Below are 17,202 nucleotides of genomic sequence, written 5' to 3'. Positions count from 1 at the left end.
TCAGCGCCCCCGGTAGAGGCGGGAGGCCAGCACCTCCGGCAGGCCGGCGTCGCGGATCTTCTCGGCCGCCGCCTCCACGTCGTAGGGCACGCGGTGCAGCGTCAGGCTGTTCGCGGCCACGTCCAGCATCGCCCAGGCCGCCGCCGGGTCGCCGTCGCGCGGCTGGCCGACGGCGCCGAGCACGGCCAGCCACCGGCGCGGCCGGGTGAAGGGCACCGGCGCATCCGTCACCGGCCGGAAGCTCACCAGCTTGGCCGCCGCGGTCAGGCCGTAGAGCGCGGGAACATGCACATGCCCGCACAGCACGACGCGCGCGGACACGGCGTCCAGGCTGCGGCGCGCGTCCTCGGCGTCGCGCACGTAGTGCCAGCGGGCGGGGTCGGCGGCATCGGCATGGACGTAGAGCCGGTCCTCCTCCTCCACTTCCAGCGGCAGGGCGGCGAGATAGGCCTTGCGGCCCTCGTCCAGCACGCCGCGGGTCCAGGCGGCGGCGGCGGCGGCATCGGGCGTCATGCCGCCGCGGTCGGCCACCGCGGCCTCGTCATGGTTGCCCTTCAGGACGATGGCGCCCTGCGCCGCAAGTTCCCGCGCCCGGTCCACCACCCAGGCCGGATCGGCGCCGTAGCCCACCAGGTCGCCGAGGATGACGATGCGCTCCGCCCCGCGGCGCGCGGCGTCGCGCAGGCAGGCCTCGAAGGCCTCGCGGTTGGCATGGATGTCGGTCAGCAGCGCGATACGCATGGCGGCTCCTCCGCCCCGGCCGTGGACACCCCCGGCCTTGCTTGCCGCGGACTAAAGCAGGGCTTCATGCGCCCGGATAGGGGCCGAGCCGCGCGGCGAAGCGGCGCGCGCAGTCGAGCCCGAAGGGCGTGGGCGCGAGCGCGGGCGGGCGCTCCACCACCTCCGGCAGCCCCATCCGCCAGCCGGTCATGCGCTTGCCGTAGCAGAGGAACATCGCGACCCCCTGCATGGCGAAGGCGATCATCGGCAGGATGCGGGCGTATCCAGCCTCCGCCGCGTCCTGCTCGCCGGCCGCCATCAGGTCGAACACGCGGGCCTGGATGTCGGCGCATTCCGGCGCCGGGATCATCCCCGCGCAGCCCGCGCGCAGGCAGTCCGGCAGTTCCAGCCCGGCGCGGCCGTTGAAGACCGTCAGCCGCCCTTCCGTCACCTCGACCAGGCGCTGCACGTCCACCGCGCTGTCCTCGGCCTTGACGAGGGTGACGTTGGGATGCCGCCGCGCGAGCGTCGCCACGCCCGCCGCCGACAGGCCGACGCCGATATAGGCCGCGGCGTTCTGGATGCCGAGCGGGATGGCGCTGCGCCGCGCGACGAGATCCGCGACCCGCCCGTACCACGCGATGTACTCGGCTTCCGGCAGGCCGCGCACCGGCGGCGGCTGGAGGATGCACCAGGCGGCGCCGAGCGCCGCGGCATCCAGCACGAAGCGCGCCGCCTCCTCCGCCGTCGCCTCGGCCACGGTGACGGCGAGCGGCACGCGGCCGGCGATCTCCTCCGCGCTCCACCGCACCACGTCGCGCTTCTCGGCCGCATCGAGCTTGTTCACCTCGGTCGCGAGGCCGAGCACCGCGAGGCCATGCGCGCCACCCGCCAGGCAGCAGCGGACCTGCCGGCGCATCGCCTGCTCGTCCAGCCGGCCATCGGCGCCGAAGAAGGCGTAGAGGATGGGGTAGATGCCCCGGAAACCCGTGCTCATGCGGTCCCCTCCAGCGCGCGGATCGCCCGTTCGGCCAGCACGTCGGGCGGGGCGTCCACATCGAGCATGATGGCGCCTTCCTCCGGCGCCGGGGGCTCCAGCGTCGCGAACTGGCTGGCAACCAGGCTCGGCGGCATGAAGTGGCCCTCCCGCGCCGCCTGCCGCGCCGCGACCAGCGCGGCATCGCCATGCAGGAACAGGAAGCGCGCCCCGGGCGCCGCCGCGCGCAGCCGGTCGCGATAGGCGCGCTTCAGGGCGGAACAGGTCACCACGCAGCCGCGGCCGCGATGGGCGGCCAGATGCGCGCCGATCGCGTCCAGCCAGGGCCGGCGGTCGTCATCCGTCAGCGGCTGCCCCGCGCTCATCTTCGCGATGTTGGCCGGGGGGTGGAAGTCGTCCGCGTCGCGGAAGGACAGGCCGAGCCGCCCGGCCAGCAGCGTGCCGAGGGTGGACTTCCCCGCCCCGCTGACCCCCATGACGACCAGCAGCGGCGCGGTCATCTCGGCTCCAGGTGGCCGCCGAAGGCGTTGCGCATCGCACTCAGCGCACGGTCGGCGAAGGGTCCGTCCTGGCGGGAGCGGAAGCGCGCGTAGAGCGCGGCGGACAGCACCGGCGCGGGCACCGCGCTGTCGATCGCCGCCTGCACCGCCCAGCGCCCCTCCCCGCTGTCGCCGACCCGGCCGGTGTAGCCCGAAAGCTCCCCGTCCGCCGCCAGCGCCTGCGCCGTCAGGTCCAGCAGCCAGGAGGCGACGACGCTGCCGCGGCGCCAGGCCTCGGTGATGTCGGGCACGGGCAGGTCGAGGCGCTGGTCCTCGGGCAGGCGGTCGCTGCCCGCCTGCTGGAGCAGTTCCAGCCCCTCCGCCATGGCCTGCATCATCCCGTACTCGATGGCGTTGTGGACCATCTTGGTGAAGTGCCCGGCGCCGTTCGGCCCGCAATGGACGTAGCCGCGCGGCGGGCGCGGGTCGCCCGCCGGGTCGCGCCCCGGCGTGGGCGCCGCCGTCCCTTCCCCTGGAGCCAGCGCGGCGAGGACCGGATCCAGCCGCGCGACCTGCGCCTCCGGCCCGCCGATCATCAGGCAGTAGCCGCGCGCCAGCCCCCAGACCCCGCCCGAGGTGCCGATGTCGAGGAAGTCGATCCCCTTCGCGCGCAGCATCGCGGCGCGGCGGATCGCGTCCTTCCACATGCCGTTGCCGCCATCGATGGCGACATCGCCCGGCGCGAGCAGGCCGGCGAGTTCCGCCAGCGCGGCCTCCGTCGCCTCCCCCGCCGGCAGCATCACCCAGACGGTGCGCGGCGCCTCCAGCCGGCGCACCAGGTCGGCAAGGCCGGACGCGCCCTCGGCCCCTTCCGCCGCCAGCGCGGCGACGGCGGCGGGGTCGCGGTCCCACACCACCGCGCCGATGCCCGCCCGGGCCAGCCGCCGCACCAGGTTGCCGCCCATGCGGCCCAGCCCCACCATCCCGAGCCGCATAGGGCCATCCTTCCTCCGCCGCCGCCCATCCGCCGGGCAGGGCCGCCAACAAGGCCCCCAGGATGCGGGCGGCCGCGCGCCGGGACAAGCCGCGTGGGCCGCGTGTCAGCCCTTCCGCCGGATCGCCATCAGCACGCGTTCCGGCGTGGCGGGCAGGTCCAGCGCCTCCACCCCGATCGCGTCCTTCAGCGCGTTCCAGACGCTGGTGGCCAGCAGCAGCGGCGGCTCCCCCACCGCCTTCGAGCGGAAGATCGTCTCCGACCGCGCCGGCGCGCCTTCCAGCAGGCGGACGTTGAAGGCCGGCGGCACGTCGCGGCTGCCCGGGATCTTGTAGGTGGAGGGGCCGACGGTGCGCAGCCGCCCCTGCACGTCCCACCACAGCTCCTCGCAGGTCAGCCAGCCCATGCCCTGCACGAAGGCGCCCTCGATCTGGCCGCGGTCCACCGCCGGGTTCAGGCTGCGGCCGCAATCCTGCACGATGTCCGTGCGCAGGCAGCGATGCTCGCCGGTCAGCGTGTCCACCACCACCTCGCTCACCGCGGCGCCGTAGGAGAAGTAGAAGAACGGCCGGCCGCGCATCCTCTCCCGGTCCCAGTGGATGTCGGGCGTGCTGTAGTGCCCGGTGGCCGAGAGCGAGACGCGTTCCAGGAAGCAGAGCTTCGCAAGCTCGCCGAAGTCGAGGAAGCGGTTGGCGCCGACGCGCTCCGCCCAGGCGCGGTTGTCGGCGAAGACCACCTCGCCCGGCGCGATCCCCCAGCGCCGTGCCGCGACGCCGGCCATGCGGTCGCGGATCGCCGTCGCCGCATTGTGCGCCGCCCAGCCATTGAGGTCGCTGCCCGTGCTGGCCGCGGTGGCCGCTGTGTTCGGCACCTCGGCGGTGCTGGTGGCGGTGATGGCGACGCGGTCGAGGTCGACGCCGAAGACCTCGCACACCACCTGCGCGACCTTCACGAACAGGCCCTGCCCCATCTCCGTCCCGCCATGGTTCAGCCGGATGGACCCGTCGGAATACACATGCACCAGCGCGCCCGCCTGGTTCAGGTGCATGATCCCGAAGGAGATGCCGAAGGCCAGCACCATGCTGCCGAGGCCCCGCCGCAGCGTCGGGTGCGCGGCATTGAAGGCCGCGATCTCGCCCCGCCGGCGGTCCCATGCGGAATCGCGCCGCGCCTCGGCCCAGACGCGGGCGATGAGGTCGCCTTCCAGCTTCTGGCCATAGGGTGTCTCGTCGCCATTGCCGGGGATGCCGCAGAAGTTGCGCGCGCGCACCTCCTCGGGCGTCATGCGCAGGGCGGCGGCGACGCGGTGGACCACGTCCTCCATCAGCAGCGCGCCCTGCGGCCCGCCGAAGCCGCGGAAGGCGGTGTTGGAGACGGTGTTGGTCCTCGCCGCCAGCCCGGTGATCCGCACATCCGGCACGTCGCAGCAGTTCAGCGCGTGGGTCACCGCGCGGAACACGACGCCCGCCGACATGTCGAGGCTCCAGCCCCCATCCGCGGCCAGCAGCGCATCCAGCCCGAGGATGCGGCCGCTGGCGTCGAAGCCGGCGGTCCAGCGATACAGGAAGGGATGGCGCTTGCCGGTCGCGGTCATGTCGGCGCGGCGCGGCAGGCGCAGCTTCACCGGGCGGCCGGTGACGCGGGCCGCGATGGCGGCCGCGGCGGCCACCCAGCTCGCATTGCTCTCCTTGCCGCCGAAGCCGCCGCCCATCCGCCGGCAGGTGACGGTGACGCGGCTGTAGCCGCAGCCCAGCACGCGGGCGACGACATGCTGCACCTCCGACGGGTGCTGGGTGGAGGAGGTGACGGCCATCTCCCCATCCTCGCCCGGCGTCGCGATGGCGACCTGGCCTTCCAGGTAGAAATGCTCCTGCCCGCCGGCGCGGAACTCGCCCTCCATCCGGCGCGGCGCGGCGGCGATGGCCGCAGCGGCGTCGCCGCGCGCCAGCACCTGCGGGGGCACGACGTTGCGGCCCAGTTCCAGCGCGCGCTCGATCGTCAGCACCGGCTCCAGCGGCTCGACCTCGGCGCGCACCGCCTGCGCGGCGCGCAGCGCGGCGTCGCGGCTGGTCGCGACCACCATCGCCAGCGGCATCCCCGCGAATTCCACCACCGGGTCGGCGAACAGCGGCTCATCCTTGCCGATCGGGGCGATGTCGTTGACGCCCGGCAGGTCCCGCGGGCCGATCGCGGCGACCACCCCCGGCATGGCGCGCGCCGCCGGGAGGTCGAGCGAGACGACGCGCCCATGCGCCACGTCGGACAGGACAAGCGCGGCATGAAGCAGCCCCGGCACCTCGCCCATGTCGTCGGCGAAGCGCGCCTCGCCGGTCGCGTGCTTCAGCGCGCTGTCGTGCCGCAGCGCGGCGCCGGCTCCCTTGCGCGGCAGGCCCTGCGTGCCGTCCATCAGACCGCCTCCGCGAAAGCCGCGACCTCGGCCGGCAGGTCGGGGCGCGTGGCGCGCAGGTGCAGCCGGCGCAGCAGGCCCCCCGCCACCGCCAGGCGGTACTCCGCCGTGCCGCGCCAGTCGCCGAGCGGCGCGAGGTCCGCGGCCAGCGCCTCCGCCGCCGCCTCCACCGCCCCGGCATCGAAGGGGCGCCCCGCCAGCGCCGCCTCGGCGCGCGAGGCGCGGACAATTGTGGGACCGACGCCGCCGAAGGCCAGCCGCGCCTCGGCAACCGCTCCGCCGGCCATCCGCAGCCACATCGCGGCGCCCACCGTCGCGATGTCCTGGTCGTGGCGCTTGCTGACCTTCTCGCAGGCGAGGACCACGTCCGGGCCTGGCCGCGGCAGATGGACGGAAAGGATGACCTCATCCGCCGCCAGCGCGTTCCGCCGGTAGCCGGTCAGGAACCCGTCCACCGGCAGCGCCCGCACGCCGCGCACCGAGGCGACCCGCACCGTGGCACCCAGCGCGACCAGCGGCGGCAGCGCATCCCCGATCGGCGAGGCGGTGCCGAGATTGCCGCCGAGCGTGCCGAGCCCGCGGATCTGCCGCGACCCCAGCCGCGCCATCAGCGCCGCGAAGGGGGCGAAGCCGGCTTCCCGCCGCAACACCGGCAGCAAGTCGCCATAGGGCACGGCAGCCCCGACGGTCACGCCCGCCTCCGCCACCTCCACGCCGCGCAGCTCGGCGACGTCGAGCAGGCAGATCACCTCGGCCGGGACCTCCCGGTGGTCGGAGACGCGCAGGGACAGATCGGTGCCCCCCGCCAGCAGCCAGGCGGCGGGATGGGCGGCGCGCAGCGCCAGCAGCTCGGGCAGCGAGGACGGCAGGTGGAAGACCTGGCCCGGCGCCTCGAACCGCGCGCCGCCGCGGGACCGCGATGCGGGCGGCAGCGCGGGCGGCGCCGCGCCGTCATCGGCCAGCGCCGCGAAGACGTCGAGGATCGGGCGGTAGCCGGTGCAGCGGCACAGGTTGCCGGCCAGCGCCTCGTGCACCTCCCCGCCCTCGCGCGCATGGGCCCAGGCGGTCATCACGATGCCCGGCGTGCAGAAGCCGCATTGCGTGCCGTCGCTCTCGGCCATCGCGCGCTGGATGGGGTGCGGCGCGCCGTCGGGGCCGCGCAGCCCCTCCACCGTGCGGATCGCGCGACCATCCAGCTGGCCGAGCAGGGTGAGGCAGCCATTCACCGGGACGCGGCGGCCATCCGCCTCCTCCAGCACCACGGTGCAGGCGCCGCAGTCGCCTTCCGCGCAGCCCTCCTTCGTGCCGGTCAGCCCGCCGGCGCGCAGCCAGTCGAGCAGCGAGGCGGTGGGGGAGGTGCCGGGCGGCAGGCTCACCTGCCGCCCGTTGAGGACGAAGCCGATCGCGGTCATGGCGCCGAGTTAAGCAGACCCCGCGCCGCGGTCGAAGGGCCGTCGTCAGGTGAAGACGATGTCCCCCGCGCCCAGCGTCGAGACACCCTGGAGGAAGATCACGTCACCGGCGCCGAAGCTCAGCTCCAGCCCCGCCATGTCCCAGTAGACCTTGGCCGTCCGCACCACCCCCCCGGCGGTGATGCCGGACAGTTCCAGCCGGTCCGTGCCCGGGGTGAAGTCCACCACCCAGTCCCAGCCATCGCCCCGGGCATAGGCCACCGTGTCCGCGCCGGCGCCGAGCGTCAGCCCGTCATGGCCGCGGCCGCCGGACAGGCGGTCATTGCCCGCCAGGCCCTGCAGGTCGTCGCTGCCCGCGCCGCCGTTCAGCGTGTCGGCCCCGGTGCCGCCCTTCAGCCAGTCGTCGCCCACGCTGCCGTTGACGAGCAGCCCGGCCGGCGGGGGCGGTGGCGGTGGCGGTGGCTGGGTGGTGCCGCCGCCCCAGGTGACGTCCGCGGCGCGGAATGCCGTGACGCCCTGGAGGAAGATGCTGTCCCCGGCGGCCAGCCGGATCTCGGTGCCCGCCATGCCCCAGTAGGTCTTCGCCGCGATCACCGCCTCGCCGGCCGCGTAGCCCTGCATCAGCAGGCGGTCCGTGCCCGGGGTGAAGTCCACGATCCAGTCCACCCCGTCGCCGCGCGCGAAGACCACGGTGTCGGCGCCGGCGCCGAGGGTCAGGCCGTCATGGTCGCGCCCGCCCGCCAGCACGTCGTTGCCCGCGCCGCCCTGGAGGTCGTCGGACCCGGCCCCACCGGTCAGCGTGTCGGCACCCGCGCCGCCCTTCAGCCAGTCGTCGCCAGCCGTGCCGGGCACCACCATGTCGATGGCGGTGCCGCCCGAGCCCGGCGGCAGGGCGAGCCCCCCGGCCGCCACCCAGATCGGCAGGCCCTGGTCGTCATAGACGGCATTGCCGCGCGCGCTGCCATCCGCGCCCGTCAGCCGCCCATAGCCATGCGCGTAGAACAGCCGCCCTTCCGCGGGCAGCGCCGCGGAGAAGGTCAGCAGCAGCGTGTCGGCATCGACGATCGACGCCGCGGTGGCCTGCATCGCCCCGCCGTCGAGCCGCACCGTCCAGCCGAGGCCGGAGGCCGCATCGGCATCGAGCGCGCGGAACCCGCCGGCGGCGTCGTGCAGCACGTCGATGCGCAGCTGGTTGGCGCCCACCCGCGTGGCGGCGACGACCTGCGGTCCCTCATCGGCGATGTTCCCGCCCGCGAGGGCGACCGGCGAGCCCGCCTTCGCATATTGCGCGAAGGCCTCCGCCACCGCGCGCGCGCTCCTCAGCGCCGTCTGCATCGCGTCCTGGGCGTCGATGTGCCCGCCGCCATAGGCGCCGGCGAAGTCGCCATCCATGTCCACGTCCTGGATGCGGGCGGCGATCGCGGCGTGGAAGCCGGCATCGGCGGCCAGCTGCTCCATCCCGCGGCGGATCGCCTGGGTGCCCTCATCCGTGCCGAAATAGTCGGGGTTGCCCCAGTAGGGCATGGCCGACACGAACAGGTAGGGCGTGGTCGCCGCGCCCTGGCCCAGCGCGGCGCGCAGCTGCGCCGCGTCGAAGCGCACGGCGGAGACCCATTCCTCCGTCGTCAGGTCGAAGCGCGTGCTGTCCGATTCGCTGTGCAGCCACAACACCGCGGTCGGGTCGTCGCGCCGCGTCGCGGGAAGCCCGCGCGCGGTGGCCAGGATCGACTGCTCCAGCTCCGCCAGGTCCCAGCCCTGGCGCCAGTCGCCGTTGCGCGGCAGGAGCCAGTCGCCGATCAGCCTGGTGCCGCCGAAGGCGGTGGCGGCGCCGTCCGACCCATCGCTGTCATAGACCAGCCGCACCCGGTCGTTGACGCCGTCGAAGCCCAGGAGACGCTGCACCTCGCTCACCAGGGCGGGGCCGGCGCCGCCTTCGTATTCCATGAGGAACATGGCGTTCGACTGGCCACGCACGAGCAGGTTCAGATCCATGGCCGACCTCTGGATGGGGTTGGTTGGAGGCACCGGGTGATGCGGGCCGCGCCGCAGGGTGGCGCCCGCCGGGAGCAAAGTTATTCCAATAACGTATGTAGTATAATGTCGATCCGGCGCACATTGGCGTGCACCACATCATCCTGGCGTCATCGGCAACCCCGGCGCCGATGCCGCGCCCGCGCCGGAAGGGGCAATCAAGCGAAGACGAAGTCGGTGGCGGCGATCCTCGCCGAGACGCCCTGGAGGAACATCTCGTCGCCGCCGCCGAAGTCGAGGTCGAGCCCGACCATGCCCCAGCGCGTCTCGACCGTCTGCACCACCTGGCCGGCGGTGATGCCCTCCAGCCGGATCTTCTCGACACCCGGCTGGAAGTCCACCACCCAGTCCGGCCCGTCGCCGCGGGCGAAGGCGAAGGTGTCGATGCCCGCGCCGCCGGTCAGGCCGTCATGGTCCCGACCGCCGCGCAGCAGGTCGTTGCCGCCGAGGCCCTGCAGGTCGTCCGACCCCGCCCCGCCCGAGATCGTGTCCGACCCCGCCCCGCCCTGCAGCACGTCCGCGCCGGCGGTGCCGTTGAGCACCAGCCCGCCCGATGCGGGCGGCGCGGTGGAGGCGCGGAAGCTGCCGGACAGGCCGAGCTGCGCCGCGGTGACGAGGCCGATCCCTTCGAGGAACAGCGTCTCGCCACCCGGCAGGGTGAGCCGCAGGCCGGACACCCCGCCCTCGGTCGTCACCGCCGCGGTCACCTGGTCGGTCGTGACATTGGTCAGCCGCACCCGGTCGGTTCCGAGGGCGAAGTCCGTCACCCGGTCCGCGCCTTCGACCGGGCCGAAGAACACGATGTCGAGCCCGCTGCCGGTGGAGATCACGTCGTCCCCCGCCTGGCCGCGCAGGTGGTCGTTGCCCGCGCCGCCCGAGAGAATGTCCCCCCCGCCGCCGCCGAGCAGCATGTCCGCCCCGTCCCCGCCCAGCAGCGTGTCGTCGCCGAGCCCGGCATTCAGCGTGTCGTTGCCGCCATTGCCGGACAGGCTGTCGCCGAGGTTGCCGCCGCGCAGGCTGTCATTCCCCGCGCCGCCGCTCCGCGTCACGCCGGACGGGCCGGGCGGCGGAGGCGGCGGCGCGGTCATGCCCGAAGGCACGAGCCCGTCGGCCGCGACCCAGATCGGCAGGCCCTGATTGTCGTAGACCGCATTGCCCCGGCCCGCGCCGTCCGCGCCCCAGAGCCGGCCATAGCCGTAGCCGTAGTAGAGCTTCCCATCGGCCGGCAGCGGGCCGGAAAAGGTGACGAGCAGCGTGTCGGCATCCTCGATGATCACGCCGCGGCCATTCACCAGCCCGCCCGAGCCGACGACGGTCCAGCCGATCCCGCCCGCCGCATCCGGATCCAGCGCCTGGAAGCCGGTGGCGTTGTCGTGCCGGACATCGACGCGGAGCTGGGTGGTGCCCACGGGCGTGGCGCGCACCACCTGCGGCCCCTCGTCGGCGATGTTCCCGCCCGCCGCCGCGACCGGGGAGCCGGGCTTCGCATAAGGCGCGAAGGCCTCGGCGACCGCGCGCGCGCTGCGCAGCGCGGTCTGCATCGCGTCCTCGGCGTCGATGTGGCCGCCGCCGTACTGGCCGGCGGCGTCGCCATCGACATCCGTGTCGATCATCCGGGCGGCGATCGCGGCGTTGAAGGTGGCATCGGCCGCGAGCCGCTCCATCCCCTGGCGGATCGCGTTGTGGCCCTGTGTGGTGCCGTAGTAGGGCATGGCCGAGATGAACAGGTAGGGGATCGTCCCCGCGCCCTGCCCGAAGGCGGCCCGCGTGGTCGCCGCGTCGAAGCGCACGGCGGACATCCACTCCTCCGGCGTCAGGTCGGCGCGGGCGCTGTCGTATTCGCTGTGAAGCCACAGGACCGCGGTCGGGTCGTCGCGCTGGGATGCGGGAAGCGAGGCGATCTCGTTCAGCAGCGCCTGTTCCCGCCCGGCGACGCTCCAGCCCTGCCGCCAGTCGCCATTGCGGGGAGCGAGCCAGTCGCCGATCAGGGCGGTGCCGCCGAAGGCGGTGCCGCTGTTCCAGTCGTACCAGTCATAGACGATGTTGACGCGGTCGTTGACGCCATCGAAGCCCAGCAGGCGCTGGACCTCCTGCTGAAGGGCCGCCTGGCCCGCCCATCCGTTGCTGTCCATCATCAGGATCGCGTTGGACTGGCCGCGGACGAGCAGGTTCAGATCCATGCCGGCATCTCCGGTGCAAGGTGCTGGCACCGGCCAGGGCACGGTGCCGGACGGCGCGGAACCGCCGCCCGAAATATTATCTGGATGTATACATCCGCTAAGTCACCGCACGAGCGGCGAGGCAGCCCTAACATTTTCGTTCAAACCCCTCCCCCGGTCGCAGGCGCTGCGCGGGCCTTCGCGCGGCGGGCGAAACAGGGGCGGCGCGGCCCGTCAATGCGGGTCGTCGCCCCGCGGCTGCGCCAGGCCGAGGAAGCTCGACGCCAGGCGGTGCAGCCCGCGCAGCGGCACCGGCAGCCAGACCGGCCGGTGGGCGGCCTCGTGCCCGACCTCGTAGGCGGCCTTGTCGATCAGGAACAGCTCGAGCGCCGCCGCCGCACCCGCGGGCGCCGGCCCGGCCTCCGCCTCCCAGGTCGCGCGGTAGGCGTCGAGGAAGGCGGCGCCGGCGGCCTCGCGCCAGGCGGCGATCAGTTCGGCCCGCCGGCCGGTCGGCGCCGCGGTGGCGGTGCCGCTCTCCTCCGTGGCGGCGGCGACGGCGGCGGCGTAGTCGAAGCTGCGGAGCAGCCCCGCCACGTCGCGCCACGGGCTGCCCTTCGCGCGGCGCGCCGCCAGCGGCCGGCCGGGCTCGCCCTCGAAGTCGAGGATCACCGCGTCGCCCGGCGCGACGAGCACCTGGCCGAGGTGGAAGTCGCCATGGATGCGGGTGGCGACCAGCCCCGCCGGCGCGGGCACCCGCGCGCGGATGGCGGCCAGCAGCGCATCGCGCTGGCCGACCAGCCGTGCCGCCATCTCCGCCTCCGGCCCCGCCGGCACCGCGCCGGGCCGCGCCAGCAGGTCCAGCGCCCGGCCCACCCCTTGCGCCGCCTCCTCCGCCCAGCGTCGCGCGGTCGCGGCGTCCACCGTCTCCGGCGCGAGGTCCGGCTCCTCCGCCGGGCGCGCCAGCAACAGGTGCATCTGCGCCAGGCGCCGGCCGATCGCCTCGGCCAGCGGCAGGTAGCCGGCCAGGGGGGCATCGGGCGCGGCCTCGGTCAGCGCCGTCTCGTCCACAGTGCGGGCCAGCCAGTCCAGCGTCCAGGCCCAGGCATCGCCCTGGTTGCGGGCGAAGGCCTGCAGGATCATCAGCGTCTGCGGCGGCTGGCCATCGGCGCCGATGCGCCGCACCTCCCCCAGCAGCGCCGGCGTGCCGGCATAGCCCATGCAGGTCAGGTGCCGCGCCATCTCGGCTTCCGGATGGGGGCCGGGCAGCACGCGGCGGAACAGCTTCAGCACCACCGCCTCGCCCAGGATGACGGAGGTGTTGGACTGTTCGGAGCCGAGCCGCCGCACCTCGGCCGCCGCGGGCAGCGCCAGCGCGGCCAGCGCGGCCGAGCCCTCGAAGACGATCTCGCCCTCGGGCGTCGCGATGCGGCGGCCGTCGCGGCAGGCGGCCAGCACGGCATGGGCGAAGCCGTCGGTCGCCGCGGCGTCGGTCAGCAGGCCGACCCGCGCCCCCTGGCGCAACCGCGCGAGGGCAAGCTGGCCGGCGGGCTTCGCCGCCTCCTCCTCGCCGATCCGCGCGAGCGGCACGGCCCAGCGTTCGCCGCCCGCCTCCACCTCGGCCAGCAGCAGCGGCAGGGGCGCATCGGGCATCGGCGTGGCGAAGGCGAAGCGCGCCCCCCGCGCGCCGCCCTCGCCCGGGGCGAACCAGCGGCGGCGCGGCAGCCATTCGGGCAGCACCTCCCGCTCCAGCACGGCGCGGGCCTCCGCGGTCAGCCAGCCGGCGCCGGCGCGGGCGACCAGGGTGCGGAATTCCGGCAGGGGCTCCGGCGCGGGGACGTGCCAGGCCGGCAGCGCCGCGCCGGGCTGCGCCAGCACGAACCAGTGGAAGCCGTAGGGCGGCAGCGTCAGCAGGTAGGGCAGCGCGCCGACCGGCGGGAAGGAGGTGCCGCCCAGCATCTCCACCGGCACCCGCCCCGCCAGGGCCGACAGGTCCAGCTCCACCGCCTGCGCCGCGCGGGAGAGGTTGAAGACGCAGAGCACCGCCTCCTCCTCCCACTCCCGCAGATAGGCCAGCACCTTGCGGTTGCCGGGGTAGAGGAGGCGCATCGCGCCGCGGCCGAAGGCGCGCGTGCGCTTGCGCACCGCCAGCATCCGCCGCGTCCAGTTCAGCAGGCTCGACGGGTCGCGCAGCTGGCTTTCGACATTCACCGCCTGGAAGCCGTAGAGCGGGTCCTGGATGGGCGGCAGCACCAGGGCTGCGGGGTCGGCGCGGCTGAAGCCGCCGTTGCGGTCGGGCGACCACTGCATCGGCGTGCGCACCCCGTCGCGGTCGCGCAGGAAGATGTTGTCGCCCATGCCGATCTCGTCGCCGTAGTAGATGACGGGCGTGCCGGGCATGGACAGCAGCAGCCCGTTCATCAGCTCGATCCGCCGCCGGTCGCGCTCCATCAGCGGCGCGAGGCGGCGGCGGATGCCGAGGTTGATGCGCGCGCGCCGGTCGGCGGCATAGACCTGCCACAGCGTGTCGCGTTCGCTGTCCGTCACCATCTCGAGCGTCAGCTCGTCGTGGTTGCGGAGGAACACCGCCCACTGGCAGCCCTCGGGGATGTCGGGCGTCTGGCGCAGGATGTCGGTGATGGGGAAGCGGTCCTCCTGCGCGACGGCCATGTACATCCGCGGCATCAGGGGGAAGTGGAAGCACATGTGGCATTCGTCGCCGGCGCCGAAATACTGCTGCACGTCCTCGGGCCACATGTTGGCTTCCGCCAGCAGCATCCGGTTGGGGTAGCGCTGGTCCAGCTCGGCGCGGATGCGGCGCAGGATCGCATGCGTCTCGGGCAGGTTCTCGTTGCTGGTGCCCTCGCGCTCCACCAGGTAGGGCACGGCGTCCAGCCGCAGCCCGTCCACCCCCATGTCGAGCCAGAAGCGCATCACCCGCAGCACGGCCGCCATGACGCGGGGATTGTCGAAGTTCAGGTCGGGCTGGTGGCTGTAGAAGCGGTGCCAGTAATAGGCCTTGGCGACCGGGTCCCAGGTCCAGTTCGAGGTCTCGGTGTCGCAGAAGATGATGCGCGTGCCGTCGTAGCGGCGGTCGTCATCCGACCAGACATAGACGCTGCGCTCGCGCGAGCCCGGGGGGGCGCGGCGCGCCGCCTGGAACCAGGGGTGGTCGGCGCTGGTGTGGTTGATGACGAGTTCGGTGATGACCTTCAGGCCGCGCGCATGGGCCGCGGCGACGAAGCGGCGGAAATCGCCGAGCCGGCCGTAGTCCGGGTGGACATCGGTGTAGTCCGCGATGTCGTAGCCGTCGTCGCGCCGGGGCGAGGGATAGAAGGGCAGCAGCCAGATCACGTCGACGCCGAGCCCGGCGATGTGGTCCAGCTTCGAGACAAGGCCGGCGAAGTCGCCGATCCCGTCGTCGTTGCCGTCCATGAAGGACTTCGGGTGCAGCTGGTAGATGACGGCGTCGCGCCACCACAGTGGCTCGCGCCCCGCGTCGTCCTGCCCTCGTCCAGCCGCCAAAGGTGCCTCCCGCCCCGCTCCGACCGGGCGGAACGCCGGGTTGCCGGGGATGTTCCGGCCGGCCCGCGCGTGGGACGGAGGGGGTGGAGGGGCGCCCGGGACAACCAGGGGAGTGGCTCGCGCCGGGATGCCGCGTCGCAAGCGTGGCGTAGCATCGCCACCGCCGGCACACGCGCAAGATTCGGAGACATCAAAGCAACCCCGGCGCGATAGACGCCGTCGGGCGGGATCAGGTCAGCGGTTTGGGACGATGCCCGGAATCAGGGATTCGGAAAGCCGATGAAGACATAGCCGACCTGGCGGATGGTCACGATGCAACGTTCCCCCAGCTCTGGAGCCAGCTTCTGGCGGAGATGCAGCACGGCATTGTCCACCGCCCGGTCGCCGGTGCGGAACGGGCGGCGGAAGACGGTCTGCGTCAGCGCCTCCCTCGTCATCACCTCGCCCGGCTGGGCGGCCAGCGCCGCGAGAAGGTCGAATTCCGCCGTGGTCAGGTCCACCACGGAACCGTCCGGCCGCACCAGGCGGCGCTCCACCGGCTGCAGCCGCCAACGGTCGCGCCGCGGCGCCTGCGGGGCGGCATTGCCGGGCCGGCGGATGCGCGCGCGCAGCCGCGCCACCAGCTCGCGCCCCGACACCGGCTTCACCAGGAAGTCATCGGCGCCGAGCTCGAGCCCGAGCACGCGGTCCGTCTCCTCGCGGTTGCCGGTCACGATCAGGATCGGCGCATCGGTGCGCGCCCGCAGGTCGGGCAGGTGCGGCAGCGTGTCGACCGGACCCAGCCGCTGGTCGAGGATCACCGCGTCAGGTCGCTGCGTGTCGAGGATCGCCAGCGCCGCGGGGTAGGAATTGGCGACAAGCGTCCGAAGCCCGTAGCGCGCCAGGTAGGCCGCCATCTCGTCCGTCAGCTCCCGCTCGTCGTCCGCCAGCAGGACCAGGGGTGTGAGGGAAGCGGCCTCGGACCCCGCATCCTCCGTCCGCGTCTCGCGAGCCGCGACGCCGCGCGGCGCCGTCGCCGTCCTGGTCACCACGTCCAGTCTCCCCACACGCGGTCGTCTCCGCAAACGGAGACCTTCCCCGACACAGGCTGTAGCCGACGACCGGGGGCGACGTCGAGCGGCAGTCTCAGCTTATGCGAGAATTCTTCATACGACACTCGACACCACGGCGACAGGTTAACCGGTCATTAACCACTCCGCCTTCGGGGCGGTCCGCACGGCGCGGCCCCGCCCCCCTTCCAGGACGGGAGTTGGGACCATGAACCTGCCACTCGGCTTCGCGACGACCTCCGACCAGACCACCCCCGCCGCGGCCGCCCCCGGCACGCGCCAGCTGCTGCTCGACGCCACCACGCTCTCGACCCCGGTCGCGCCGCGCCTCGCCGTCCTCGTCGTCGACGACGAGGAGGAGGTGCGCGACGAGTTGGCCGAGATGCTCGAACGCCGCGGTATGGCCGTGCTGACCGCCAACTCGGCGCAGGCCGCGCTCGGCGTGCTGCGCGGGCGGGCGGATGTGGGCGCGCTGGTCACCGACATCCGCATGCCGGGGATGGACGGGCTGACGCTGGCCGAGCACGCGCTGGACGGCCGCGGCCCGGCCGAGGCGCTGGAGGTCGTGCTGGTCACCGGCTACGTGACGCCCGGCTACAGCCTCGCGGCGAACCGGCTCGGCGCCTTTGGGATGCTCCAGAAGCCGATGCGCGGCGCCGAGCTGGGCCGCATGCTGGAGGAGGCGCTGGACCGCGCCGCCGCCCGGCGCCGCGCCGCCCTCGTGCTCGTCCGGCCCGACCCGCTGCCGGCGCCGCCGCTGGTCCGCAGCCCGGCCGAGGCCGCCGAGGCGCTGCTGCACACGCTGTCCCAGCGCCTCGCCGGCCCCGGCGCCGCGCTGGAAGCCACCGCGCGGGAGATGCGCGAGCCGCTCGCCGCGCTGCTGGAGGCCGGCCCCGCCGAGCCGACCGACCAGGCCGAGACGCGCCGGCTCCTCGCCCTGGTGGACGACCTGCTGGAGGTGGCGGCGCTGGAGGCCGGGACGCTCGCGCCCGACATCGCGCCGATCTCCGCCCACGGCCTGCTCGGCGCCCTCTGCGCGCGGCTCGACGCGCTCGGCCTCCGCTGCGGGCGGCGCATCATCCTCCAGCCCGAGGCCGACCCGGCCTTCCTGCTCGACACCGCGCGGCTGGTGCGCGCCGTGGCGCTGCTGGCCGCGCGGGCGCTGCGCGACTGCGACGGCGCGGCGCAGGCCGAGGTGTCGGTGGATGCGGGCGGCGGCCAGGCGCGGATCGACCTGACCATCCGCCCCGTCCGGCCGGTGGGGGGTGATGCCGGGGAGCCCTCGCCCGGCCAGCTCCTGCCGGTCTCGATCGCGCGACGGATGGTCGCGCTGCAGGGCGGGCGGCTCGATGCCTGGACGCTGCCCGAGGGCGGGCTCCGCGCCCGCCTGCTGATCCGCGGCGCCTGACCGCACCGCCCGCCTTCCCCTTCC

11 protein-coding genes are annotated in these 17,202 nt (G+C 74.3%); 1 reads left to right on the top strand and 10 read right to left on the bottom strand.

What is annotated here, in order from left to right; translation table 11 throughout:
* From ACK8OX_RS12000 to ACK8OX_RS11955, 10 genes are all read right to left on the bottom strand, one after another.
* A complete protein-coding gene (locus tag ACK8OX_RS12000; protein ID WP_430664329.1) occupies positions 1–741 on the bottom strand; it encodes a metallophosphoesterase family protein in 741 nt (246 codons plus the stop codon).
* Between the two features lie 64 nt (positions 742–805).
* Complete coding sequence (locus ACK8OX_RS11995) at positions 806–1,717, bottom strand: dihydrodipicolinate synthase family protein (protein WP_430664328.1); 912 nt, start codon at positions 1,715–1,717, stop codon at positions 806–808.
* The gene (locus ACK8OX_RS11990; RefSeq protein WP_430664327.1) at positions 1,714–2,217 is read right to left on the bottom strand and encodes a gluconokinase; all 504 of its coding nucleotides are present in this window, start codon (positions 2,215–2,217) and stop codon (positions 1,714–1,716) included. Before ACK8OX_RS11990 ends, ACK8OX_RS11995 begins: the two co-directional genes overlap by 4 nt.
* The gene (gene gnd / locus ACK8OX_RS11985; RefSeq protein WP_430664326.1) at positions 2,214–3,191 is read right to left on the bottom strand and encodes a phosphogluconate dehydrogenase (NAD(+)-dependent, decarboxylating); all 978 of its coding nucleotides are present in this window, start codon (positions 3,189–3,191) and stop codon (positions 2,214–2,216) included. The genes ACK8OX_RS11990 and gnd overlap by 4 nt, the downstream gene beginning before the upstream one ends.
* A gap of 105 nt (positions 3,192–3,296) precedes the next feature.
* Positions 3,297–5,597 (bottom strand): xanthine dehydrogenase molybdopterin binding subunit, encoded by a 2,301-nt coding sequence (gene xdhB, locus ACK8OX_RS11980; RefSeq protein ID WP_430664325.1) that lies wholly within the window; start codon positions 5,595–5,597, stop codon positions 3,297–3,299.
* Complete coding sequence (locus ACK8OX_RS11975; RefSeq protein ID WP_430664324.1) at positions 5,597–7,009, bottom strand: FAD binding domain-containing protein; 1,413 nt, start codon at positions 7,007–7,009, stop codon at positions 5,597–5,599. The genes xdhB and ACK8OX_RS11975 overlap by 1 nt, the downstream gene beginning before the upstream one ends.
* 45 nt (positions 7,010–7,054) lie before the next feature.
* Positions 7,055–9,001 carry a calcium-binding protein gene (locus tag ACK8OX_RS11970; protein ID WP_430664322.1) on the bottom strand — a complete coding sequence of 649 codons (1,947 nt, stop codon included), beginning with the start codon at positions 8,999–9,001 and terminating at the stop codon, positions 7,055–7,057.
* A 197-nt stretch (positions 9,002–9,198) separates the two neighbouring features.
* Positions 9,199–11,220 carry a calcium-binding protein gene (locus tag ACK8OX_RS11965; RefSeq protein ID WP_430664321.1) on the bottom strand — a complete coding sequence of 674 codons (2,022 nt, stop codon included), beginning with the start codon at positions 11,218–11,220 and terminating at the stop codon, positions 9,199–9,201.
* Positions 11,221–11,433: 213 nt separating this feature from the next.
* Positions 11,434–14,721 carry a maltose alpha-D-glucosyltransferase gene (gene treS / locus ACK8OX_RS11960; RefSeq protein ID WP_430664319.1) on the bottom strand — a complete coding sequence of 1,096 codons (3,288 nt, stop codon included), beginning with the start codon at positions 14,719–14,721 and terminating at the stop codon, positions 11,434–11,436.
* 260 nt (positions 14,722–14,981) lie between these two features.
* On the bottom strand, positions 14,982–15,752 hold the full coding sequence (locus tag ACK8OX_RS11955) for a response regulator transcription factor (RefSeq protein ID WP_430664318.1): 771 nt from the start codon (positions 15,750–15,752) through the stop codon (positions 14,982–14,984).
* A 226-nt stretch (positions 15,753–15,978) separates the two neighbouring features.
* Between ACK8OX_RS11955 and ACK8OX_RS11950 the strand changes: the two genes are divergently transcribed.
* Positions 15,979–17,178: a response regulator gene (locus ACK8OX_RS11950; RefSeq protein WP_430664317.1), complete on the top strand. Its 1,200-nt coding sequence runs from the start codon at positions 15,979–15,981 to the stop codon at positions 17,176–17,178.
* The last annotated feature ends 24 nt before the right edge of the window (positions 17,179–17,202 follow it).

The organism is Falsiroseomonas sp. CW058, assembly GCF_050563535.1.
Lineage (GTDB): Bacteria > Pseudomonadota > Alphaproteobacteria > Acetobacterales > Acetobacteraceae > Falsiroseomonas.
Note: the sequence above shows the minus strand (reverse complement) of the source record. Positions and strands in the feature narration are given on the sequence as shown.